Below are 21760 nucleotides of genomic sequence, written 5' to 3' on the forward strand. Positions count from 1 at the left end.
CATTCACTTGCGTACCTCTCCGTCACGTTTCGCCAGTTCGGCGAACATGGCGTTGTGGGCGGCCAGCTCCGCGTCGTGGTCGCGGTCGGCGGCCCGGTCGATGCGCTTGGCAGTCCGTTCGTCGCTGCGCGACCACTGGATGAGCAGCGCCAGCATCACCACGACCAACGGCACCTCACCGCTCGCCCAGGCCAGGCTACCGCCGGTGCGCTGATCGCCGAGCAGGTCGCTGTTCCAGCCCAGGTCGAGGCTGCGGAAGAACCAGCCGCCCATGACCGTCGTCATGCTCATCAGCGCGACGCCGAAGAACGCGTGGAACGGCAGCGAGCCGAACACCATGCCCAGTTTGGTGAGCGGTTCCGCCTGGCGCGGTTTCGGATCGATGCCGATCACCACCCAGTAGAACAGGTAGCCGCTGAGCAGGAAGTGGATGTTCATCAGCAGGTGCGCGGCGTGCGAGTCGACGAAGGTGTCGTAGATGCCGCCCATGTACAGCGCGTAGAAGCCGGCGACGAAGATCACCGACGCCACGATCGGGTGGGTCAGGAACCGGGACACCGGATTGTGCACGGCGGCCAGAATCCATTCGCGCGGCCCCGGCACGCCGGTGCGTCCGGCGGGCGGCAGCGCCCGCAGCGCCAGGGTCACCGCGCCGCCGAGCGCGAACAGAATCGGCGCGAGCATGGACAACGCCATGTGCTGCCCCATGTGCACGCTGAACACCGCGGGCGAATACCGCCCGACCCCCGACGACGTCGCGAGCAGCAGTAGCGCGCAGGCCGACAGCCACGCGATGGTCCGGCCGACCGGCCACGCATCGCCGCGGTTGCGCAACCGCCGCACACCGAGCAAATACACCACTGCGAGCACGATCGCCGCCGTGCCGAAGATCAGGTCGAAGCGCCAGTCGAACAGCAGCCGCGCGACCGTCGGCGGGCCCGCGAGGTCGTAGCCGAGTTCGACCTCGGCGGGCGTCGGCACCGTCTCGGGGGGCGGCGGCGGGGTGCGGCCCAGACCGACAGCCAGACCCACGGTGGCCGCGAAGACCAGCGCCTCGATCGCGCCGAAACGCAGCAGCGCGCCGCGATCGCGCGGGTTCGCCGCCAGTGCTGGCACGGTCGCGCGGCGCTGGAACCAGCCGATAACGCCGAGCACGAGCAACGCCGCCGCTTTCGCGAGAACCAGCCGCCCGTAGGTGCTGGTGAACAGCTCGTCGAACGGCACACGCACCCACGAATTGATCACTCCGCTGACGCCGATCACCACGAACGCGATGGTCGCCATGAACGAGAACCGGCGGACCGCGACATCGGTGTGCGCACCCGAGCGCAGCGCGTGCGCCAGGACGGCGAACAGGCCGCCCACCCAGACCGCCGCCGACACCAGGTGCAGGATGAGGCTGTTGGTCGCGACGTCGTGCGAGCCGCCCGAGGACGAGTGGCCGGTCAGCGCGAGCGGCATCATGGTGACGATCGCGCCGCCGAACAGCAGCGGCGTCCAACCCCAGCGCAGCGCGACCCGGCAGCCGATCGCGACGATCAGCGCGAACACCACCGTGGTACGCCATGCCTCGGCCAGCTCCACCTGCGCGATGGCGCGCCACAGCTCTTCCGGACGCCAGATGTCGCTGGCGGGCTGACCCGTCGTGTCCGACACCGTCAGCGGGACGAGCAGCGCGGCGCAACACGCCCAGATCACCGCGAAATTCGAGGCCCGGCGCAGCGCGCGATACCCGCCCACGTCCAGCAGTCCGTCGGACTGCGGCGGTACCAGGAACGCGGTGAACAGCAGCGAGCCGACGGTCAGCGCCGCGAACAGATCGGCCAGCGCGCGGAGCGCGGGCAGACCGTAGGTGGTCAGCGGACCCGGATCCGGAATGCCGAGCAGACTCAACGCCTGCGCCGCCGAGAGACCGACCACCAGCGCCGCGACGACGGCCGCGATGCCTCCCGCGAACACGGTCACGGCGGCGAAACCGCGCGCCGCGTCCGCCCGCGGGACGTCCGGCGCAGCGGGTGCGAGGGTCGGGTCCTGCGGTGACGGCATACGACTCAGCGTAGTTGGGTGCGTACCCCCGGGTTCGCTCCGGCCATGCTCGCGTGCGTCGCCGGGCGCCGCCCGGCGACGCTCGCTTCTCGTATCCCTGCCCGGCGAAGATCACGACGCGTTCTCCGAGTCGACGAACCACCGACGCGAATTTCGTACGGCCCGCGCCGCGAAGCGCGTATAAGGTAGGCGCGGATCACGGAGGTGAGATGTCGGTCGTGCTGATTGCCGTCGTGGCGCTGTTCTTCGCCGCCATGGGCGTTTACGGACTGTTTCGCCCGAGCCAGTTGGCCGACACCGTCGGCTTGCTCGCCGATCGGGCCGACGCGCACGCCGAGGTGCGCGCGGTCTACGGCGGCTTCGGCGTCGCCGTGGCGGCGGTCCTCGGTTTGGCCGCCGCCGATATCGGCGACCTCAGATTCGGCGTGTGCGTCGCGGTGGCCGCGGCGCTGGGCGGAATGGCGTTCGGCCGGATCTGGTCCTCCTTCACGGGACGCGCGTCCGCCTTCTATCCGGTGTGGTTCTACTTCGTCGTCGAAGTGACCTTGGCCACCCTGCTCGGCATCGCTGTCCTGCTCGACTGAGGTAGACGGAATGTTGCTGACGCTAAGAATCTAGTTTCCTGGACGGTCGCTATAATTTCCGTGCTGGACAGCACGGCCAATGTCGGCCATGGTGGAAACCGCTGCCTCCGTAGCTCAGTTGGATAGAGCAAGGGCCTTCTAATCCCTAGGTCGCAGGTTCGATTCCTGCCGGGGGCGCTCATACAGGCACCCTGTGGCCCGCATGTCGATGTGGGTCACAGGGTTGTTACCCGAACCGCGCGGCGGTCAAACAAGGACACTCGGGCCCATCACTACGCGCAAGGGCGGTACCAGTTCCACCACCACTCCCCCTGCTGCCGTCCTCGAACGGTTGCCGGTCATCAGGAAGGAGCCACACCGTGCGGATCTACATCACCAGCGTGTTCGTCGACGACCAACAGAAGGCTTTCGACTTCTACACCGAAGTGCTCGGCTTCACCAAGAAGAACGACGTCCCCCTGGGTGCGGCTCGATGGTTGACGGTCGTCTCACCCGAGGACCCCAATGGTGCGGAACTGTTGCTCGAGCCGGACGGACATCCCGCGGTCAAGCCGTACAAGGACGGGTTGGTCGCCGACGGAATTCCGGCCGCCTCGTTCCAGGTCGAGAACGTGCGGGCGGAATACGAGCGGCTGCTCGCCCTCGGGGTGACGTTCACTCAGGAACCAATGGAAGCGGGGCCGGTGACCACGGCGGTCTTCGACGACACCTGCGGGAATCTGATCCAGATCGTCACCCCCGCCTAGCAGCACCGAGCCGCGACCGATCCGGCGCCGCGGCAATTGGCCCGTGAATCGGCTCGGAATTCTGATCAGTGCGGCTTCGCCGCGACCGGTACGGGATCAGGGAGGGCAATGGCGACATCGGGACGCTGGTCGAGCCGGAAGACGCACTTCGTCCCGGTGTAGATGGTCGGCATGCACAAGTTGCAGTGAGTGCAGGCCGACTGGGCCGATTCGTCGGATTGGATGCGGCGCAACAGGTTCGGTTCGCGCAGTAGCGCCCGGCCCATGGCGACGAACTCGAAACCCTCGCGCATCGCCAGACGCATGGTGTCGAGGTTGGTGATGCCGCCCAGCAGGATCAGCGGCATGGAGAGTTCGCGGCGGAACTGGCGGGCCCGTTCGAGGAGGTACGCCTCGCGGTAGGGGTATTCGCGCAGGAAGCCGCGGCCGAGCATGCGGAAGCCCCAGCGGGCCGGTCCGGGAAGGACTTTCGCGAACTCGTGGCGGGGTGCGTCGCCGTGAAAGAGCAGCATCGGGTTGAGCAGGGAGCTTCCGGCCGTCAGTTCCAAGGCGTCGAGCGCCCCGTCCGCCTCCAGCCACGCGGCGACTTGAAGTGATTCCGGCACGGTGAGGCCGCCGCGGACACCGTCCTCCATGTTCAGCTTCGCCGTCACCGCGAGGCGGCCGCCCACCGCTTCGGCCACTGCGCAGGCGATTTCGCGGACGAACCGGGCGCGATTGGCCGCCGAGCCACCGTAGCGGTCCTTCCGCCGGTTCAGCAGCGGGCTGAGGAACGAGCTCGCCAGGTAGTTGTGTCCGAAATGGATTTCCACCGCGTCGAATCCGGCTCGCTCGGCCAACTTCGCGGCATCCGCGTGGGCGGCGACGAGTTCGCGGATCTGGGACTCGTCGGGCACCTTCATCGGCCGCATGCCGAGCGGGCTGAACATGCGGCTCGGCGCGAGGGCGGGAAGCCGGTTGGAGGCGGCGTTGGCCACGGGTCCGGCGTGCCCGATCTGCGCGCTCGCCGCCGCTCCCTCGGCGTGCACCGCGTCGGTCAGCTTCCGCAGCCCAGGCAGCGCCTCCTCACGCATCCAGATCTGGTGCCGATCGGTGCGGCCGCCCGGCGCGACCGCGCAGTACGCCACGGTGGTCATGCCGACGCCGCCCGCCGCGGTTTCGCGGTGGAACGCGATGAGTTCGTCGGTCACCAAGGCGTCGGGCGTGCGCCCCTCGAAGGTCGCGGCCTTGATCACCCTGTTGCGCAAGGTGATCGGGCCCAGCGTGGCCGGTGCGAAGACGTCGGTCATCGCGCACCTCCTTCCGGCGCGGCGAGCCCGGCGACCACGAAGTCCCGCAAGGTGGCGACGGCGGATGCCGACAGGTCTCGGTCTCCGGCACCGAACGACATGATGACGAGATCGAAAGCAAACGACCAGCGTCGCCTGCTCTCCGGTTCCGCGAGTTCGGGAAGCAGGCCGACCCACGAGTCCATCCGGAACCACGGCTGCTGCCACAGCAGCGGATGGCGGCCGAGCACCAACTGGGCGAGCAGCCGCAGGTGCAGGCGGCCCGCTGGATCGGCGGCGAGTTCGACGAACGGCTCGATCACCGCGTCGACGATGTCGGACACCGAACCGCGCTCGGCGCTCACCGCGGCGAGGCGGTCGGCCCACAGCGGTCCGAGACGCTCCTCGAGCAGTGCCGCCACCAGGGATTCCTTCGATCCGAAGTGGTAGTGCACGGCAGCCGGATTGGCACCGGCCTCCGCGCAGATCGCCCGCACCGACACATCCTCGTAGCGGTCGGTCAGCAACAAACGCTCGGCCGCCGCGAGCAGCCGCTCACGGGTGACCGCCGAAACTCTCTGAGCCATGGGTGTAGTAAAACACGTTTCAATCGTCGATTCAATCACTGATTGAAACGGCCATGACGGCAGTGCGAGTCATGGGATGAAACTCGCGCCGCGCCGGTGTGTCGACCCGATCCATACGGTTACCGATGGTTTGCTGACTTCGCACGAGCTGGTTCCAGTCCATTTGATGCGAAGGGAGCGAGTCGATGCTTCGGTATTTCCACGCCGCGGCCGCGGTCTGCTGTGCGGCGCTGATCGCCCTGGCGCCCGCCGCGAACGCGGCGCCGCCGGACAACCACCCCCGCGACGCGCACGGCACCCGATCAACGACCCCGACGGTTTCCGCGACCGTCGATCTGATCATGGCTTCGGCGCGCCTGGGGACGAAGACACTGGCGCTGACCATCGTTCCGATCCACCAGTTCCCGTCGTTCGACGCCATCATCACGCGGGAGAGCGGCTGGAATGTCTTCGCGGTCAACCCGACCAGCGGCGCCTACGGGCTCGGCCAGGCGTTGCCGCCGGAGAAGATGTCCACCCACGGCTTCGATTGGCGATTCAATCCCGTCACCCAACTCCGCTGGACTTACGACTACATGGTCGCGCGCTACGGCAGTCCCGACGCCGCCTGGGCGTTCTGGCAACGGAACCACTGGTACTGACGCACGGCGTCAATCCTCGACCGCGAGCGCCTGCCGCATCGTCAACCGTCCCTGCGTCTGCATCAGCGAACGCCGGTAGATCTTCTCCGCGATCAGGACGATGCCGTAGATCCCCACGGCCATCAGGAGCAACGACACGAACGGCTCCCACCACGCGGCCGTGCCCTCGGCCAATCGGCTCGGCATCGCGACGATCGACACCACGGGCACGTAGGACACGATGACCCGCCACGTCCCCGTCAGGAAGATTCCCGCGAACAGCACGATCATGATCAGCATCGACATCGGCATGGCGGTCGATTGCAGGTCCTCGCTGCGCGTCGCGAGCGCACCCGCGACCGCCCAGAAACTCGCCAGCGCGAGGAATCCCACCACGAAGAAGACGATGAACCAGCCCGCCGCGCCCGCGATCCTGGCCACCTGATCGCCCCTGCCGATCACCTGCAACCCGATCAGTCCCGCCCCGACGAACAGCGCCAGCTGCGCGAACGCCATCACGGTATTGCCCATCACCTTGCCGATCAGCAACTGCCGCAACGGAATCGCGCTCGCCAAGATCTCCACGACGCGGTTCTGCTTCTCCTCGACCACGCTCTGCGCGATGGCCATGCCGAACAGGAACGACGCCATGTAGAAGAGGAACGCGAAGACGAAACTCACGATGTTCGCGAGGCCCGGATCGACCGCGGATTCCTCGAGCAGGTCGTAGGTCACGATGCCACCGCGACTCAGCTGCTCCATGCTCAGCCCCGCGGCGGCGGCATTGCGTTGCACCGCCAACTGCTGTGCGGCGGCGGTGAGATAGGTTGCGGCATCGTCGTTCTGCGCCGTGTCGCCGACGAGGCGCCATCCGCCCTGATCGGCGGCGACCAAGCCGACCTCGACGTCCTCGTCGCGCACCTGCTGCTCGACGGCCGCGAGATCGGTCTGCGGGCGGGCGGTGAAGGTGATCTTCTTGTCCGCGCTCGCCGCCAAACCATTGGCGGTTTCTATAATTTGATCGGCGCCCGTACCGACGACGGCGACGTCGATCTCGTCGGTGCGGTTGCTCATGAACCCGCTGATGGCCAAGGAGATGACGATCACGACGATGGTGATCGCCGTGGAGACCAGGAAGTTTCGATCGCGCAGCTTCACCGCGATCTCGCGGGCCGCCACGATCCGCCATAGTCCCCGAGGGGCGAAATCCGTGCTCATGCCCGCACCTCGCTGACGCTCACTCATGCCGTCACCTCCCGGTAGATCTCCGACACCGAAGGTCGCACTTCGGCCAGTTCACGCACCGGACCGCGGGCCAGTGCTTCGCCGAGCAGCGCTTCGGTTGTCGCGCCGTCGAGTTCGAGCAGGACGCTGGAACCGTTCGTTTGCAGCACCCGCACGCCCGCGAACGCCTGCACCCAGCCCGGGTCGCCGCCGAGCGAGAGCCGATAGCGCGTCGAACCGGTGGAGCGAAGCTCGTCCACCGAGCCCTGCCCGACGACCCGCCCGGACGCGAGAATCACCAGCCGGTCGCACAATCGCTCCACGAGATCCAGCTGGTGCGAGGAGAAGAGGACGGGCACGTCGAGAGCGGCGTACTCGCGCAACAGGTCGGCCATCGAATCGACGGCGGCCGGGTCGAGACCGGAGAACGGCTCGTCCAGGATCAGCAGCGACGGCTCCGCGATCACCGCCGCCGCGATCTGCACCCGCTGCTGGTTGCCCAGCGAGAGGGATTCCAGCTTGTCCTTGGCGCGGCCGCCGAGATCGAAGCGTTCCAGCAGTTCCTTCGCGCGCCGCCGGGCGTCGGCTGCCGACTGCCCGCGCAATCTGGCCAGGTAGACGAGCTGATCGAACACCGGCTGCTTCGGGTACAGTCCGCGCTCCTCGGGCATGTAGCCGAACGACCGGCGATCCGCGGCGCTCACCGGCCTGCCCTGCCAGCGCAGTTCGCCGCCGTGCAGCGCAAGCACGCCCATGATCATCCGCATGGTGGTGGTCTTGCCCGCGCCGTTGCCGCCGACGAATCCGGTCAGGGTGCCGGGCGCCACGCTGAACGACACGTCGTCCACCGCGACGGTGCCCCCGAATCGGCGCACCAGGTGCGCGACTTCCAACATCGAACTCCCCTTGCCTCAGCCGTTCCATCCACCCTAGCGGCGGGTCCGACGAGGGGTGTTCTCTCCGAGGCCATCACCGGTTTCGCTGGCTCGAGGTGTGGTCATCGTCGTGTGCGGAACCGCGGCCGACCAGCCGCAAGGCGAGCCGCAGCACGCGACGATCTCTGTGGACAGGGTGCCGTCCGCACCGCGGCGCTCGATGGCGGACGCCTCGGCGGGGTAGCCGCAGTTCGGGCATTTGCCGAAATAGTCGAGGATCGCCCGGTTTCGCACGCGCTCGGGCAGGTCGATACGGAGGTGGACCGCCTCGTGGTTGTTCGGGAGATCGTTGGCTGCGGACATCGGCTTTCCTTGGTGCGTGTCAGCGCTGTGGTGCTGGCAGCGGAATGACGATGCCGAAGGGGAGGGTGATTGCGGGCGGTGGGCTGGGTGGAGCCGGGGGTTGCGGTGGCACAAGCTCTGGGAAAGCCGACTCGGGTGCGACATCGACAGCAGGCCCGGGACCGGAAGGCTGCGGCGGCTCTGGTGGTTTCGGCCCGTAGTACGGTTCGCCGCCGGTTTGCGAATGCGGGTCCTCTGATGTGCAGGACGGACTCGGCCGCGCCGGTGAGGATTCGGGCTCGATCGGCTCGACCGCGGTGCCGCCGTAGGGTCGGCCGGGCGCGAGCAGGCGGCCGCCTGGGTCGCCGAGGCGCGGCATCGGAGCTGGAACCGTCACCTGCTCACAGGGCTGCGGCTGCGGCTGCGGCTGCGGCTGCGGCTGCGGCTGCGGCTGCGGCTGCGGCTGCGGCTGCGGCTGCGGCTGCGGCTGCGGCTGCGGCTGCGGACAGAAGATCCCGCACGGAATCGGCGGCAGGCCGGGGATGGTGATCATCACCTGAGTCGGCGCCGGAGGCGCGGGGACATCGTTGGCAGGCGGCGCTTCCAGCGGGATCGTCAGCGGCGGCGCGGTGGTGTCGAGGGCGGCCATCTCCGGACCGGACCGGATCACGGGCGCCGATCCCGGCGGAATCAATCCCGGGTCGATGGCGACACGCGCCGGAGCGCCGCCGGTGCGGTAGGCCGCCGACCAGCTCAGCACATCGCTCGCGTACGACAGCGAGTTGTTGTACCGCAACACCGCACGCAATTCCTGTGCCGGATCACGCAAGTCGGACCCACCCGAACACAGGTATTTGCCCGCGGCCAACGACGCGTCGAACACGTTGTGCGGGTCCGCGACTCCGTCTCCGTTGCCGTCCGCGGCGTACGAACCCCAGGTGCTCGGCAGGAATTGCATCGGCCCCATCGCGCGCACGTATCCGCCGCCGGCGGCCTTGATGATCTCGTTGCCCGGCAGACTCCCGTCCAAGGCCGGTCCGAAGATCGGCGACACCGTCGTCCCCGCCGCGTCGGTGCGACCGTTTCCGGCGTGGGCGGACTCGATCCGCCCGATCCCGGCCAGCAGATTCCACGTCAACCCGCAGTGCGGCAGCGAGGACTCCAGCGCCAATTCGGCATTGCGGTAGGCCGCCAACACGATTTCCGGTATGCCCAGCGCACCGCCGGTATTCGGCAGCGAAATATCTTGCAGTGGAACCGTGCCCGCGAACGCGGGCGTCGCGGCGCGTAGCTTGCGTGGCGTGTCCGGCGCGACCGGAAGCAGGCCGACGGCCTGTGACAGTTCGCCCTCGCCCTCTCTTCGCACCGAACCTTCTTGCCTACCAGTCAGTATCGCTTCGGAAGCTTCGGGCGGAGCACTCGAACCGCCCGCGTCCATCGACGACCCCGTGACGACCAGTCCAGCGACGACCAGCGCCGATGCGGTGAGTGGAGCGGATACGCGCATTCGGCCTACCAATCTTCGACGTCGCCGGAGAGCGACTGTGCCCCTTCGGCGCTCGGTCCGTGGGGCCACTTCCAACCTCTCCCCACCGACCACATCACCGACGTTCCTCATTCCCCCAACGAATGAGGAACTGCCATTAACATACAGCATTATCTGTCGACGCCAGAGCCAAATTGGCGATCGACTATCCAGTTACTTACCCGTACCTGTCCCCGCCCGGCCAGACGGACCCTCCAGTGAGGGTCGACCCGACCCGCAGCACTCCAATCGCGCCCTACATCTCCCCCGAATTCATGGCCGCGCCACGCGAGTGGTCCAGTAAGGAGAACGGCGCGGTCCGGCCCGCGAGGGCGGCTAGGAATCCACCGTCGTCGCCCCGGACAGACTGTCGGTCACCAGTCGATGAGATCCAGTTCGTGCAGTTTGCGGAAGACGAGCATGGAGCCGGGGGCGACGTGGTCCATGGCCGCGTATTCGCGGACCGTGAAGTAGCGGAGCTCGGCGATTTCGCCGCTGGGGTGTGGGTCGCCGTCGAGTTCGGCGGTGAAGCAGGTCATGTGGAGGCGCGTGCCGGGTGCGTGGCCGTAGGCCTCTGCCTGGAAGATGCCGAGTTCGGTGTAGGTGGCGACGCCGACGCCCAGTTCCTCACGGACCTCGCGGTGCAGCGCCGCGACGGGCGTCTCCCCCGCGTCGATCTTGCCGCCCGCCATGTAGAAGACGTCCTTGCCGATGGACCGCGCCTGCAGCAGGCGCCGATTCCGGACGTGAGCCAACGCAGCTGTGCGAATCACCGGCCCACCCTACTGAGCGGCACGGGTCGCCGGTCAACCGAATTCCGCACGATGTGGGTCGGCGCACGGCCGCGGCTGATCCACCGAATCGTCACCGGTCATCGCGGGCTCACGCCACTGGGCAGCTCGACGCATCGCTGACGACCACGAGTGCGGATTGTGATCAGCGCGGCGGTCGCAGGTGGCTGTGGGGTTGGGGTGGGTAGCCCTGCTGCGGGTAGTTCCAGGTTGTCGGCTGGCGTGAGCGGAGGGCTCGGACGTCGCGGCTGCGGACGATGGACAGGAAATCGCCGTAGGTGTCGTAATCGATCGAACCGTCTGCCAGTAGGCCGAACACGGCGAGGAAGGCGCGAAAGAAAAAGGCGCGCAGAAGGTTCCAGAGCGTGGGACGGCGGCCGTCGACGCCTCGGATCACAACGACACCGAAGAGGAGCTTGCCCAGCGTCGCTCCGAAGAAGCGTTGAAACAGCACGGTGTGCACGAATGACGCCGCGATATAGGCGATGACACCGACCAGTACCGCGAACAGCACGTTCTCGATGTCAGCCGCGACGGCGAAGGCGACGCCGAAATGCAGCAGCACGTCGACGGTTACCGCCGCGAAGGTGCGCAACTCGCGTGGAGACGGATACCTTGGGTCGTTGTCCGCACCGTGATACCGCGGGCCACGCTGCGCCGCCTGCGTCGTGCGTTCATTGAACTGTTCCACTCTGCGATTGATGAACCCCACGTGACGAGCATGGCACGGCCGCGCCCGAGTACCACTCGAGCACCGCGATCACGCTCGGCCGAAGTAGGTGCGGCCGGATGAGCTGCCCCCTCCGGTCAACCACACACAGCACCCACCGCACCGACAACCAGTTCCAACCCGCGCTCCAACTCGTCCTCACCGATCGTCAACGGCGGCAACAACTTCACCACCTCGTCCACCGACCCCGAGGTCTCCACCAACAACCCCCGATCGAACGCCACCTGGCAAACTTTCCCCGCCAGCGACGGATCCTCGAACACGATCCCATGCACCAAACCCCGCCCCCGCGTCGAGACACCGGGAAGATCGGCCGCCAGCCGCGCAAGCACCGCCTCGATCCGCGCGCCCTTGGCCAGGGTGGCGCGCTCGAGCGCGTCGTCGGACCAGTAGTGGCGCAACGCGAGCTCGGCCGTGACGAAGGCGGGGTTGTTCCCGCGGAAGGTGCCGTTGTGCTCACCGGGCGCCCACTGGTCCAGCTCCGACTTGAAAAGCACCAGCGCCATGGGCAATCCGTAGCCGCCGATCGACTTCGACAGCGTCACGATGTCGGGCGTGATACCGGCGAACTCGAAGGAGAAGAACGGGCCGGTGCGCCCGCAGCCCATCTGCACGTCGTCGACGATCAGCAGGATGCCGCGCGCCCGGCACAGGTCGGCCAGTTCGCGCAGCCATTGCGCCCGCGCGACGTTCACCCCGCCTTCGCCCTGCACCGTCTCAACGATCACGGCGGCGGGCTTGTCCAGACCCGACGAGGGATCGTCCAGCGCGCGGCGCATCCAGTGCAGGTCGTCGTCCGCGCCGAGGTAGCCGTCGTAGGGCATCGGCGTGACGTGCACCAGCGGCACGCCCGCGCCCGCGCGCTTGGCGGCGTTGCCGGTCACCGACAGCGCACCGAGCGACATGCCGTGGAAGGCGTTGGTGAAGTTCAGCACCGCCTGCCTGCCGGTCACCTTGCGCGCGAGTTTGAGCGCTGCCTCGACGGCGTTCGCGCCGGTGGGACCGGGAAACTGCACCTTGTAGTCCAGGCCCCGCGGAGTGAGGACGGTGTCGCGCAGGGTTTCCAGCAGCCGTCGCTTGGCCACCGTCGACATGTCCAGTCCGTGGGTGATCCCGTCGCCCGCGAGATAGTCGATCAGCGCGCGCTTGAGGACCGGATTGTTGTGGCCGTAGTTCAGCGCGCCCGCACCGGCGAAGAAATCCAGGTAGTCGCGGCCTTGCTCGTCGCGCAACCAGGCGCCGCTGGCGGTGTCGAACACCGTCGGCCAGGATCGGCAGTACCCGCGAACGTTCGATTCGAGTGCCTCGAAAACGGTCGACTCGGCGACAGTCATCGACGATCCTTCCTGTCGTGCGCGAGCACTCCATCAATCTGAAGTGTCTGTGTTTCTAACACTCGCGACTCAGGTTCGTAGCGCTTTTCCAAAAATCGCGCGGGAAGCTACCGCGCGTCCGCGGCCGGGCAGTAAAGTCGACTCCTTGTGCGCTGGAGTGCGGGAGGGGAGGAACGGCTGGCCGCAGCAACCCGGGCGCGACGCGAGGCGACACTGTATTGGCGGCTCGCGGTGGCGGGGTTCCGGCGTCAGTCGCAGTACAAACTGGCGATGTTCGCGGGTCTGTTCACCAACTGCGTGTTCGGTTTGGTACGCGCCGCGGTGATGCTCGCCGCCGTGCGCAGTGCGGGTGACTTCGGCGGATACGACGAAGGCACCATGGGCGCCTACGTCTGGCTCTCACAGGGACTGCTCGGCGCGATGCAATTCATGGGCCCGCCATTGGAATTGGTGGACCGGGTCAAGAACGGCGACGTCGCGATCGATTTCTTGCGTCCCGTCGATATCCAACTGGGTTATCTCGCCGCCGATCTCGGGCGTGCGACGTGCACGTTGGTACCGCGGTTTCTGCCCAGCGTACTGTTCGGATTCCTCACCGTCGGACTCGCCATGCCCGCGACGCCCGGTCCCTATGTGCTCGGCGTGATTTCGGTGGTGCTCGCCGTCGCGCTGTCGTTTCTGATGCTGTTCGCGATCGGCCTGATCGGTTTCTGGGTGGTGGAAACCCGCGGCATCCGCGTGCTTTATCAGATCTGCGGCACTTTCCTGGCCGGACTGTTCGTGCCGGTGCACATGTTCCCGGACTGGCTGCGCCTGCTCGCGTACGCCACTCCGTTCCCTTCGATTCTGCAAGCCCCGATCGACGTGCTCTCGCCTCGGATACTCGGTCTGGAAGCGATGACGGTCGTTGGGACACAGCTGTTCTGGGTGCTCACGATCGCAGCGATCGGCAGACTCATGCTGTCGGCCGGACGCCGCAGGCTGGAGGTGCAGGGTGGCTGAGCCGCTGGTCGCCGTGCCGTCGGGCAGCTGGTTCACACCGTATGCCGCGGTGTTGCGCTCGCGCATCCGAGCTCAGCGCGCCTATCGATTGTCCTTCGCCAGCGAGGTGTTCAGCGCGTTCCTCATCGGCGTCGTCGAATTCGCCGAGGTGTGGGTCATCTTCCACAACGTGGGAGTGCTCGGCGGGCTGGACATGCGCGGGGCGCTGCTGCTGTTCGGCCTGAGCAACACCACGTTCGCGCTGGCCCAAGTACTCGTCGGACATCTGGATACGCTGCCGACGCTGATCCGGATGGGCACCCTCGACGCCTACCATCTGCGCCCGCAACCCTTGTTGCTGCAACTCGTGACCGGCGATGTCTCGCTGCGCCGATTCGCCCGCGCCGCGGTCGCCATAGTGGTGCTAGTCATCGGGTTGCTACAGAACGACATCGATTGGGGACCGGCCGCATTCGGACTCCTGGCGATGACACTCGCGTGCGGTATTCTCCTGTTCGGCGGGATCTTCGTCTGCGCGGCCGGGTTGCAGTTCTTCCTGATCGACGGCTCCGAGCTCACCAACAGTTTCACCTACGGCGGGTCGTTCGCCGCTATGCAGCCCGCCTCGGTATTTCCGCTGCCGCTGAAACTGCTGTTCGGATTCGCCATCCCGGTCGCGTTCACGGCGTACCTGCCCACCATCGCCCTGCTCGGGTTGCCCGGCCCGCCGTTGCTGCCGTCCTGGCTGGTCTGGTTCACCCCGCTGGCGACGCTGTGGATTTGGCTGCTGGCATTCGGTCTATGGCGGCTCGGGACTAGGCACTACCAGGGAGGTGGCGGATAAGCGTGGCGGACAGCGACTTATCTGACGCGATCATCGACATCGAAAATCTGACAAGGCAATTCACGCTGTATCGCAAGAACGGCCGCCGCTGGCGCAGGCAGCGCGACACCCTCACCGCGGTCGACAGGATGACCTTTCGCATCGAACGCGGCGCGGCGGTCGGCTACATCGGGGCGAACGGGGCGGGGAAGTCCACCACCATCAAGATGCTCACCGGCATCCTGGTCCCCTCGTCCGGTCGGGTGCGCACCTGCGGACTCGAGCCGGTCCGGCAGCGCCGGGAACTGGCCGGCCGCATCGGGGTGGTGTTCGGCCAGCGGTCCCAGCTGTGGTGGGATCTGCCACTGCGCGAATCGTTCACGATCCTGGCCGCCATCCACCGCCTGGAACCCGACATCACCCGCAAGCGCACCTACGAGCTGGTCGAGCAGCTGGAAATGGCCGAGACACTGGACACTCCGGTGCGGCAACTCTCGCTGGGTCAGCGCATGCGCGCCGAGGTCGCGGCGGCGCTGCTGCACTCCCCGGAGCTGGTGATACTCGACGAACCGACCATCGGTCTCGACGTGCTGTCCAAGCAGCGGTTGCGCGAATTCCTGCGCACGGAACGGGTGGACCGCGGCACCACGCTGCTGCTCACCACCCACGACATGGGCGATATCGAAAGACTTTGCGACCGTGTGCTCGTCGTCGATCACGGCAGCCTGGTCTACGACGGATCGCTGTCCGGACTCGGCGCGACGGTGGGCGCGCGCCGGGTGCTCGTGGTGGACCTAGCCGAGCCGACCGCGGATCTGCGCGACCTGCCGCCCGGCGCCGAACTGCTCACCAGCGAGGCGGATGGCATGCGCCAGCGCCTGGCCTTCGACGCCGAATCCATCACCGCCGCACAGTTGCTCGCCGCAGTTTCGGACCGCGCGGAGGTGCGGGATCTGTCCATCGAGGAGCCCGGTATCGAAGACGTGGTCCGGCGGATATACGAATCCGCCCGCTGACGAGTCGGCGGGCGGATTCGGGGTGGTCGGTTCGATCGGCGGTTACGGCTCGCGCGCCCCCTGGTCGAGCCGGAACGGCGGGTATTCGTCACGCATCAGCGAGGCGTAGGCCTGCACCCGGATGGCCCATCGGTTGATGCCGACGACGAAGTCGTACAGGCCCTTCGGGTAGACCGCGGTGAACAGCAGGGCGATCAGCGCCACGGCCAGAAGCAGATAGATCACCGGCCAAGCCAGCATGACATTCCAGGCGTCGGAGCCGTTGTCCTCCATCGCGGTGCCGATCGCGCCGCTCATCAGCGCGCCGATGATCAGATAGTGCGGAATGGCGAGCAGCCACCATTTGATCAAAACCAGTCCGCGGTGGAGAGTTTCGGGATAATCGACCTCCAGATCGGCTGGATAGTCCGCGTCCGGCCGCAAATGGAACGGCGGGTATTTGTCGGTGCCGAGTACGGTCAGCGAGTAGAAACTGACGCGCCAATTCCAGCGCATCACACCGACATTGAAATCGAAGAGGCCGCGCGGATACCTCCCGGTGAACAGGATCGCGAAGAACGCGATCACGGACACCACGAAGTACGCGATGTGCAGGAAGAACAGCACGATGTAGTGCGGGATGGCCAGAATCCACTTCACCAGCCACATCCACCGCGACAGACCGGGATCGAGATCCCCTCGGACGCGGACCGGATTCACGGCGGCCGCCGGCTTCTCGAGTTCCATTTCCATGATCGACGCTCCTTCCGGGCTGCGCCCAGCCCACCGGGCTCGGATTTCACAGCGCCCCTGTGAGGTATCTCATAATTGTCCGGCACCCCTCCGGCAGTAAGGCCACGATGCGGTACCGACACGCCAACAAAAACGACCGTCCAGCCCGCGCCGCGATGTTGCGGAACGCGATGGCCGCCGTGATACTGACTGGCGTTTGGATCGAAAACCGTTGTGTTTGGGGGGAATCCACATGCGTAACTCTCGGCCCATCGTCCTGGTCGTCGGCCTGCTGCTGATCGCTGTGCTCGCCGTCTCGGTGACCGGCTGCGGTTCGAGCAAGAAGCGGCGCCACTCCTCGTCCGGACCGGTCGCCGCGGCGACCACGACGAGTGCCGCGGCATTCCGCAACTGTGAGGACGCCTGGGCGGCGGGCAAAGCACCCCTGCGCCGCCAGGACCCCGGCTACTCGGTCCAGCTCGACCGCCTCGACGGCAAAGAGGACGGCGTCGCCTGCCTCGTCCGCCCCGCACCCCGCCGCTGACCGAACGCGGCGTCGGTCGGTCCGGCCTCAGCGCAGCCCCGTCCTCGACAGCACGGGCCGCACGTCGCTCGGCCTCGACTACCGCGCCGCGCACCCACGGATCGATCCCAGGTAGCGCTGCCGCCCGCGGTGAACTCGCGCCGGGCGCGCCGATCGTCGAATCCACCAGCGGCACCATCCTCGCGCGCTTCGCGGGGGTCACCGCCCCTGCGATGCGGACACAACGCCTGCGTGGGCCGCGACGCGTCGCATGCCCTTCGGGCTGTGCCGCGTCCACAAAGGTTGGCACCGCAATCCGACCGAAGGTCACCGGCAGTCGGCCCACCGCGATGAAGGTCACCCTCGGTCGGTCGTACTCCGGGGCCGAGGCGGACTAACTCGGCGCCTGCCCCTGCGCGGAGTACAGACTGACCTCACCTTCCTCGCTGAGGAACGCGTTGACCAGCATGATCCGGTTGACCCGCAGCTCCTCGGGATCGGGCGCGGTGGTGGTGATGGAGATCTGCGGGATGGCGCCCCAGTTGACCACGTAGCGCTCCGGCGGGCCGTCGTCGTCGGACAAACGTGCGAGCCGGAACACCGAGACCGTCTTGCGGACGATGAGGTTGCGCACGACTTCAGCAATTCGCTCGGGGTCTTCCAGCGAGAACATGAAGCCGAATGTCAGCTCCGGCGATGACACATAAGCGGGCACGAACATCGAGGCTAGTCCATCGCACCGGGGTGCGCAGCCGCCGCGCCGCGACGATAACTGGAGATGCGCCGATCGCCCAGTTCACCTTGGGCAAAGATAGATTTCGTGTGACTGCACCGTAACGAACGATAACGATTTCCGGCTGGCGCGTGGATTTTCCCCCATTCGGTTGCGCCGATTCGACTATCGCGCTTTCCTGAAAGTGTCCCGATTTTTCGGGCCGTCTTCCTCATCGCATCGTCGCGGATTTCCCGGTTTCTTTGCCGTGCTGGTGGACTGTGTGGGGGGCGTCCGGGCTCGGGGCTGCGCCGGAGCCGAGGGGTGCCCCTCCCCGAAATCCCCCTCGGCCCTGGCGTATCCATGTCGGATCGTTACCGCAGGGGCGTGCACTATGCCTACCGAATACGCCGGGAGCCGTATCGGAGCCGGCGAGCTGCCACCGCGATCGGCGCTGTTGCGCGCGTTTCGCGAAGCCGACGACCCGAACCGCCGAAAGCACCGAGTCCTGGCCGCGGCCCGCGAGCTGGTCGAATGCCACGAACGCAGGCACCGGGCGCTGGCCGCCGCGCACGCGCCGGACGCCACCAACGGTCGGGTCGCGGCGTGCAGTCAGCTGGTGGACGACATCGACGGCCGCCGCGCCGAGCTCGTCGGCCGGATCAACGACTGGGTGGCGACCAACGTCCCGCACCGCACGGGCGCCTCGCTGCACACCGAGACACTGGGCGCTGTCATCGATCGAATGGCGGCGAAATGGACTGCGGCACAACAGGCTTTGAGCGGAACCGGCTCGGCGACACACTCACCGCGGGTGGACGGGGAAGCCCACCTGCTGTGGACGCGGCTCGCCGAGCTGGCCGACGGCTATCAGGATCTGATCACCGACGTCACCGAGCACCGGCGCAGGCTGCCGGTGTGGTGATCAGCGGCGGTCGTCGAGATCGGACTCGACGACCTCGGCCTCGACGAACGCGGAACCCGTCGCGGACGTGGGCTCGGGCTCGTCGGGGACCTCGTCCAGCGGCGCTTCCCGCTGAACAGCCGCATCCTTGCGGGCCGCGGCGGCCGCCTCGTTCATCTCGATCGCGTCGGTGATCCACTCACCGATCTCCCGAGTGACCTCCTGAACGGTCCCGGTGATGATCGTCGCGATATTTCCGACGTGCCTGGCACCGGAGGCCGTCAATTCTTGAATCAAATCCTTGTTGCTTTCGAATTTCCCGATCATTCACACGCCCACTTCGGTCGCCTTCCGCTGACGCATCACGATAACACCGGGAGATGACGTGTTCTTCGTGAAGCGCGGCGGCAGCGCCAGCTTGAAAATCTTCAGCCACACATCGCCGATCTGCTTGCTCAACGGGCCGGTGTGGTAGGGCAATCCGTACTTCTCACACAACGCCCGCACCTCCGGCGCAATCTCCGGATAGCGGTTGGCGGGGATGTCGGGGAACAGGTGGTGTTCGATCTGGTGCGACAGATTGCCGCTCATGATGTGGAACAGCTTGCCGCCGGCGATGTTCGCCGAGCCGAGCATCTGCCGGACGTACCACTCGCCGCGGGTCTCCTCGGCGGTCTCCTCTTCGGTGAACGTCTGTACGCCGGAGGGGAAGTGGCCGCAGAAGATGATCGAGTAGGCCCAGACGTTGCGCACCAGGTTGGCCGCGGCGTTGCCTGCCACCGTGCTGACGAACAGCGGGCCGGTCAGCGCGGGGAACACCACGTAGTCCTTGAGCGCCTGGCGGCCCGCCTTGCGCCACCAGCCCTTGATCAGCGGCTTGAGGTCGGACCACTTGCGCTTGCCTTGAACGATGTTCTCGGCTTCGGCGTCGTGCAGCATGACGCCCCATTCGAAGAACACCATCAGCAGGAACGCCCACACCGGGTTGCCCAGGTAGTAGGGGTTCCACTTCTGGCCCTCGTCCATCCGCAGGATGCCGTAACCGATGTCGCGGTCCATGCCGTGGATGTTGGTGAAGGTGTGGTGCAGGTAGTTGTGCGAGTGCTTCCACTGGTCGGCCGGGCAGACCGTATCCCACTCGAACTCACGGGAATTCAAGCCGGGCTCACGCATCCAGTCGTACTGGCCGTGCATGACGTTGTGGCCGATCTCCATGTTGTCCAGGATCTTCGACACGCTCAGCGCGGCCACCGCGGCCAGCCACACCGGCGGCAGGAAGCCCAGGTACATCAGGCCGCGCCCGGCGATCTCGAAACCGCGCTGCGCCTTGATGATCGAGTAGATGTATTCCCGGTCGCGCTCGCCGAGGTCGGCGACGACGCGGTCGCGCAGTTCGTCGAGCGCCTTGCCCAGCTCCTCGACCTGGTCGGGAGTCAGGACCAGCGGTCCGTCCTTGGTCTCGGTCAGGATGGTCATAATCAGTCCCCTTGTGTCTGTCTAGATGTCGATGTCGACGTCGCCCACCGCGGCGCTGACGCAGAGCTGGATGGGCTGGTCGGGATCGCTGTCGGTCTCGCCGGTGCGCAGGTTGCGCGTGCAGCCGGAGCGGCGAACGGCGGTGCAGGAGAAGCAGATCCCCATGCGGCAGCCGTACTCCGGGGTCAGGCCCGCGGCCTCTGCCTGCTCGAGCAGGCTGGTACCGGTGTTCTCGGCGCGCACCCCGCTGGCCGAGAAGCTCGTCGAGCCGTGCACCTCGTCCGCGTCGACGGGGGCGGCCGAGAGCGTGAACTCCTCGGAATGCAGCCGGTCGGCCAGCTCCTCGGCCTCGTACACCTTGCGCACCGCGTCCATCAGCGGCGGCGGCCCGCACACATAGGTCTGCGCGTCGGCGAACCAGGGCGCGACGCGCTCGAGCTCGTCGTAGTCGAACGGGCCGCCGCCCTGCTCCGGATAGCGCATCTCGACGCGGAAACGCGGGTTCCGCTCGGCGATGGCCTCCAGCTCGGCGCGGTGCGGCACCGCCTCCGGCGAACGGGCGTAGTGCAGGAAGGTCAGTTCGCCGGGATAACCCTCGTCGGCGAGGGTCCGCATCATCGACAGCACCGGCGTGATGCCGCTGCCGCCGCTGATCAACAGCACCCGGTCGGGGCGGACCTCGGGCAACCGGAACACTCCGGCCGCCGGGCTCAGGTCGACCACCATGCCGGGCACGGCGTTCTCGTGCAGATACTGCGACACCAGGCCCCCGGGATGCGCTTTGACGGTGAGCTGGATGTGCCGGTCGCGCCGACCTTCCGGATTCACCGGCGAGTAGCACCTGGTGTGCCGGACGCCGTCGATCACCACGCCGATCTGGACGTACTGTCCCGCGGCGTGGCCGCGCCACTGCCTGGTCGGGCGCAGGGTGAGCGTCACCGAGCCGGGCACCGAGCGGCGCACGTGGGTGATCTCGGCGCGCATCTGCCGGACGGTCAGCGTGGGACGCACGAGTTCCAGGTACCGGTCGAGCGGATGGGGCGTGGTCAGGGTCTGCACCAGGTCGATGAGATCCACCATTCGGTTCTCCGTACCTCTGATTGTCGGTGGGTCAAGGCTGTGGCGTGCCGACTGTCACTTGATCAATTTTCAGTGCACGCCTGTACACTCATCCAGTGTGACCGATAGACAGGGTCCAGTGTCAACCGGCAATTCGTGTGACCCGAACTACACCTCTTGGATGAGCGAATGGTGAACGGATGTATGCTCACCGTGATGAGCGAGCAGGCAGCAACCCGGATCGAGCGCAAGGAGCGCACGCGGCAGGCCCTGGTCGACGGCACCCTGGAACTGGCCGCCGAGCGCGGTTTCGCCGCGCTGAGCTTGCGTGAGATCGCGCGCTCCGCCGGCATCGTGCCGACGGCCTTCTACCGCCACTTCGCCTCGCTCGACGACCTCGGCGCGGCGCTCGTCGACCAAGGCGTGACCGCACTGCGGCTGGCGCTGCGCGAGGTCCGGCGCAATCCCGAGGCCAGCATCGCCGACACCGTGCGGTTCGTCTTCGATCAGGTAGGAGCCAAACGCGCGGTGTTCGGCTTCCTCACCCGGGAGCGCCACGGCGGTTCGGCGGCGCTGCGCAAAGCCATCGCACTGGAACTCCAGCTGATCGTGCGCGAGCTGGTCGCCGACCTGTCCCGGGTGCGCGCGCTGGACGACTGGAGCCCGCGCGATCTGGAGATCGCCGCGGACCTGCTCGTCGGCACCGTCGCCGACGGGATCGCCGCGTATGTCGCGGCCGAAGACCGCGACCAACGAACCATCGTCGACCGCACGGTGCAGAAGATCCGGCTGATCGCGCTCGGCATGGACAACTGGTGGCCGCCCAAGGATCGGTAGGCGCTCGTTCGACGTACGCGCACTGACCGCGCAGCTCGGCCCACCG

The 21760-nt window shown here is 67.1% G+C and carries 24 protein-coding genes and 1 tRNA gene; 10 read left to right on the forward strand and 15 right to left on the reverse strand.

The annotated features are described in order from the left end of the window. Nucleotides 1-3 precede the first annotated feature (3 nt). Complete coding sequence (locus T333_RS17700) at nt 4-2046, reverse strand: bifunctional copper resistance protein CopD/cytochrome c oxidase assembly protein (protein ID WP_496425127.1); 2043 nt, start codon at nt 2044-2046, stop codon at nt 4-6. A 209-nt stretch (nt 2047-2255) separates the two neighbouring features. On the opposite strand from T333_RS17700, the gene T333_RS17705 reads away from it, so the two are divergent. The 3 genes from T333_RS17705 (at nt 2256) to T333_RS17715 (ending at nt 3376) form a co-directional block, all read left to right on the forward strand. After that, entirely contained in the window at nt 2256-2630 is a 375-nt protein-coding gene (locus tag T333_RS17705) for a DUF4345 family protein (RefSeq protein ID WP_496425128.1), read from the forward strand. 103 nt (nt 2631-2733) lie between these two features. Further along, nucleotides 2734-2807: transfer RNA gene (locus tag T333_RS17710), tRNA-Arg, on the forward strand. Between the two features lie 182 nt (nt 2808-2989). Further along, on the forward strand, nt 2990-3376 hold the full coding sequence (locus T333_RS17715; RefSeq protein ID WP_357252175.1) for a VOC family protein: 387 nt from the start codon (nt 2990-2992) through the stop codon (nt 3374-3376). A gap of 65 nt (nt 3377-3441) precedes the next feature. Here T333_RS17715 and T333_RS17720 read toward each other — a convergent pair whose 3' ends face one another. Both T333_RS17720 and T333_RS17725 read right to left on the reverse strand, forming a co-directional pair. Then, nucleotides 3442-4665: an NADH:flavin oxidoreductase gene (locus tag T333_RS17720; protein WP_496425129.1), complete on the reverse strand. Its 1224-nt coding sequence runs from the start codon at nt 4663-4665 to the stop codon at nt 3442-3444. Beyond that, nucleotides 4662-5231 carry a TetR family transcriptional regulator gene (locus T333_RS17725; RefSeq protein ID WP_355000905.1) on the reverse strand — a complete coding sequence of 190 codons (570 nt, stop codon included), beginning with the start codon at nt 5229-5231 and terminating at the stop codon, nt 4662-4664. Before T333_RS17725 ends, T333_RS17720 begins: the two co-directional genes overlap by 4 nt. Nucleotides 5232-5416: 185 nt before the next feature. Here T333_RS17725 and T333_RS17730 point away from each other — a divergent pair, with 185 nt between their 5' ends. Then, nucleotides 5417-5872 carry an aggregation-promoting factor C-terminal-like domain-containing protein gene (locus T333_RS17730; RefSeq protein WP_355000906.1) on the forward strand — a complete coding sequence of 152 codons (456 nt, stop codon included), beginning with the start codon at nt 5417-5419 and terminating at the stop codon, nt 5870-5872. Nucleotides 5873-5881: 9 nt separating this feature from the next. Here T333_RS17730 and T333_RS17735 read toward each other — a convergent pair whose 3' ends face one another. The 7 genes from T333_RS17735 to ectB all read right to left on the reverse strand — a co-directional run bounded on the left by T333_RS17735 (nt 5882) and on the right by ectB (nt 12672). Next, on the reverse strand, nt 5882-7096 hold the full coding sequence (locus tag T333_RS17735) for an ABC transporter permease (RefSeq protein WP_496425130.1): 1215 nt from the start codon (nt 7094-7096) through the stop codon (nt 5882-5884). Further along, on the reverse strand, nt 7093-7971 hold the full coding sequence (locus T333_RS17740; protein ID WP_355000908.1) for an ABC transporter ATP-binding protein: 879 nt from the start codon (nt 7969-7971) through the stop codon (nt 7093-7095). Before T333_RS17740 ends, T333_RS17735 begins: the two co-directional genes overlap by 4 nt. Before the next feature lie 33 nt (nt 7972-8004). Further along, nucleotides 8005-8313, reverse strand: a complete 309-nt coding sequence (locus tag T333_RS17745; RefSeq protein ID WP_496425131.1) for a hypothetical protein — start codon at nt 8311-8313, stop codon at nt 8005-8007. Between the two features lie 19 nt (nt 8314-8332). Then, entirely contained in the window at nt 8333-9658 is a 1326-nt protein-coding gene (locus T333_RS17750) for a lytic transglycosylase domain-containing protein (RefSeq protein WP_496425132.1), read from the reverse strand. Nucleotides 9659-10191: 533 nt separating this feature from the next. After that, nucleotides 10192-10590: an NUDIX hydrolase gene (locus T333_RS17755; RefSeq protein WP_496425133.1), complete on the reverse strand. Its 399-nt coding sequence runs from the start codon at nt 10588-10590 to the stop codon at nt 10192-10194. A 163-nt stretch (nt 10591-10753) separates the two neighbouring features. After that, on the reverse strand, nt 10754-11320 hold the full coding sequence (locus tag T333_RS17760) for an RDD family protein (RefSeq protein WP_496425134.1): 567 nt from the start codon (nt 11318-11320) through the stop codon (nt 10754-10756). A 95-nt stretch (nt 11321-11415) separates the two neighbouring features. Further along, nucleotides 11416-12672, reverse strand: coding sequence for a diaminobutyrate--2-oxoglutarate transaminase (gene ectB, locus T333_RS17765; protein WP_355000913.1), 1257 nt, complete (start codon nt 12670-12672; stop codon nt 11416-11418). A gap of 270 nt (nt 12673-12942) precedes the next feature. Here ectB and T333_RS17770 point away from each other — a divergent pair, with 270 nt between their 5' ends. The 3 genes from T333_RS17770 (at nt 12943) to T333_RS17780 (ending at nt 15492) form a co-directional block, all read left to right on the forward strand. Further along, entirely contained in the window at nt 12943-13674 is a 732-nt protein-coding gene (locus T333_RS17770) for an ABC transporter permease (protein ID WP_496425135.1), read from the forward strand. Continuing rightward, nucleotides 13667-14497 (forward strand): ABC transporter permease, encoded by an 831-nt coding sequence (locus T333_RS17775; RefSeq protein ID WP_357252203.1) that lies wholly within the window; start codon nt 13667-13669, stop codon nt 14495-14497. Before T333_RS17770 ends, T333_RS17775 begins: the two co-directional genes overlap by 8 nt. Nucleotides 14498-14625: 128 nt before the next feature. Next, nucleotides 14626-15492, forward strand: a complete 867-nt coding sequence (locus tag T333_RS17780; RefSeq protein WP_496425322.1) for an ABC transporter ATP-binding protein — start codon at nt 14626-14628, stop codon at nt 15490-15492. Between the two features lie 42 nt (nt 15493-15534). On the opposite strand, the gene T333_RS17785 is transcribed toward T333_RS17780, so the two are convergent. Next, nucleotides 15535-16224, reverse strand: a complete 690-nt coding sequence (locus T333_RS17785; protein ID WP_357252207.1) for a DUF4389 domain-containing protein — start codon at nt 16222-16224, stop codon at nt 15535-15537. A 232-nt stretch (nt 16225-16456) separates the two neighbouring features. Between T333_RS17785 and T333_RS17790 the strand changes: the two genes are divergently transcribed. Continuing rightward, complete coding sequence (locus T333_RS17790) at nt 16457-16747, forward strand: excalibur calcium-binding domain-containing protein (protein ID WP_496425136.1); 291 nt, start codon at nt 16457-16459, stop codon at nt 16745-16747. A 373-nt stretch (nt 16748-17120) separates the two neighbouring features. Here the strand turns inward: T333_RS17790 and T333_RS17795 are convergent, their stop codons facing one another. Beyond that, the gene (locus T333_RS17795; protein WP_496425137.1) at nt 17121-17441 is read right to left on the reverse strand and encodes a hypothetical protein; all 321 of its coding nucleotides are present in this window, start codon (nt 17439-17441) and stop codon (nt 17121-17123) included. 391 nt (nt 17442-17832) lie between these two features. On the opposite strand from T333_RS17795, the gene T333_RS17800 reads away from it, so the two are divergent. Next, the gene (locus T333_RS17800; RefSeq protein WP_355000920.1) at nt 17833-18363 is read left to right on the forward strand and encodes a DUF4254 domain-containing protein; all 531 of its coding nucleotides are present in this window, start codon (nt 17833-17835) and stop codon (nt 18361-18363) included. Here the strand turns inward: T333_RS17800 and T333_RS17805 are convergent, their stop codons facing one another. The 3 genes from T333_RS17805 to T333_RS17815 are packed head-to-tail and all read right to left on the reverse strand — an operon-like array spanning nt 18364 to nt 20898. Next, nucleotides 18364-18627: a hypothetical protein gene (locus T333_RS17805; RefSeq protein WP_496425138.1), complete on the reverse strand. Its 264-nt coding sequence runs from the start codon at nt 18625-18627 to the stop codon at nt 18364-18366. It lies immediately after the preceding gene. A gap of 42 nt (nt 18628-18669) precedes the next feature. Next, on the reverse strand, nt 18670-19818 hold the full coding sequence (locus T333_RS17810; protein ID WP_496425139.1) for a fatty acid desaturase family protein: 1149 nt from the start codon (nt 19816-19818) through the stop codon (nt 18670-18672). 21 nt (nt 19819-19839) lie between these two features. Continuing rightward, nucleotides 19840-20898 carry a ferredoxin reductase gene (locus tag T333_RS17815; protein ID WP_496425140.1) on the reverse strand — a complete coding sequence of 353 codons (1059 nt, stop codon included), beginning with the start codon at nt 20896-20898 and terminating at the stop codon, nt 19840-19842. A gap of 195 nt (nt 20899-21093) precedes the next feature. Here T333_RS17815 and T333_RS17820 point away from each other — a divergent pair, with 195 nt between their 5' ends. Continuing rightward, entirely contained in the window at nt 21094-21714 is a 621-nt protein-coding gene (locus T333_RS17820; RefSeq protein WP_355000924.1) for a TetR family transcriptional regulator, read from the forward strand. The last annotated feature ends 46 nt before the right edge of the window (nt 21715-21760 follow it).

This window comes from Nocardia sp. CNS-044, assembly GCF_059570515.1.

Bases quoted from the DNA above. Each gene is read 5' to 3' on its own strand.
- T333_RS17700 (WP_496425127.1), bottom strand. From the start codon at position 2,046: ATGCCGTCACCGCAGGACCCGACCCTCGCACCCGCTGCGCCGGACGTC.
- T333_RS17705 (WP_496425128.1), top strand. From the start codon at position 2,256: ATGTCGGTCGTGCTGATTGCCGTCGTGGCGCTGTTCTTCGCCGCCATG.
- T333_RS17720 (WP_496425129.1), bottom strand. From the start codon at position 4,665: ATGACCGACGTCTTCGCACCGGCCACGCTGGGCCCGATCACCTTGCGC.
- T333_RS17725 (WP_355000905.1), bottom strand. From the start codon at position 5,231: ATGGCTCAGAGAGTTTCGGCGGTCACCCGTGAGCGGCTGCTCGCGGCG.
- T333_RS17730 (WP_355000906.1), top strand. From the start codon at position 5,417: ATGCTTCGGTATTTCCACGCCGCGGCCGCGGTCTGCTGTGCGGCGCTG.
- T333_RS17735 (WP_496425130.1), bottom strand. From the start codon at position 7,096: ATGAGTGAGCGTCAGCGAGGTGCGGGCATGAGCACGGATTTCGCCCCT.
- T333_RS17740 (WP_355000908.1), bottom strand. From the start codon at position 7,971: ATGTTGGAAGTCGCGCACCTGGTGCGCCGATTCGGGGGCACCGTCGCG.
- T333_RS17745 (WP_496425131.1), bottom strand. From the start codon at position 8,313: ATGTCCGCAGCCAACGATCTCCCGAACAACCACGAGGCGGTCCACCTC.
- ectB (WP_355000913.1), bottom strand. From the start codon at position 12,672: ATGACTGTCGCCGAGTCGACCGTTTTCGAGGCACTCGAATCGAACGTT.
- T333_RS17770 (WP_496425135.1), top strand. From the start codon at position 12,943: ATGTTCGCGGGTCTGTTCACCAACTGCGTGTTCGGTTTGGTACGCGCC.
- T333_RS17780 (WP_496425322.1), top strand. From the start codon at position 14,626: ATGACCTTTCGCATCGAACGCGGCGCGGCGGTCGGCTACATCGGGGCG.
- T333_RS17785 (WP_357252207.1), bottom strand. From the start codon at position 16,224: ATGGAAATGGAACTCGAGAAGCCGGCGGCCGCCGTGAATCCGGTCCGC.
- T333_RS17790 (WP_496425136.1), top strand. From the start codon at position 16,457: ATGCGTAACTCTCGGCCCATCGTCCTGGTCGTCGGCCTGCTGCTGATC.
- T333_RS17800 (WP_355000920.1), top strand. From the start codon at position 17,833: ATGCCTACCGAATACGCCGGGAGCCGTATCGGAGCCGGCGAGCTGCCA.
- T333_RS17810 (WP_496425139.1), bottom strand. From the start codon at position 19,818: ATGACCATCCTGACCGAGACCAAGGACGGACCGCTGGTCCTGACTCCC.
- T333_RS17815 (WP_496425140.1), bottom strand. From the start codon at position 20,898: ATGGTGGATCTCATCGACCTGGTGCAGACCCTGACCACGCCCCATCCG.
- T333_RS17820 (WP_355000924.1), top strand. From the start codon at position 21,094: ATGAGCGAGCAGGCAGCAACCCGGATCGAGCGCAAGGAGCGCACGCGG.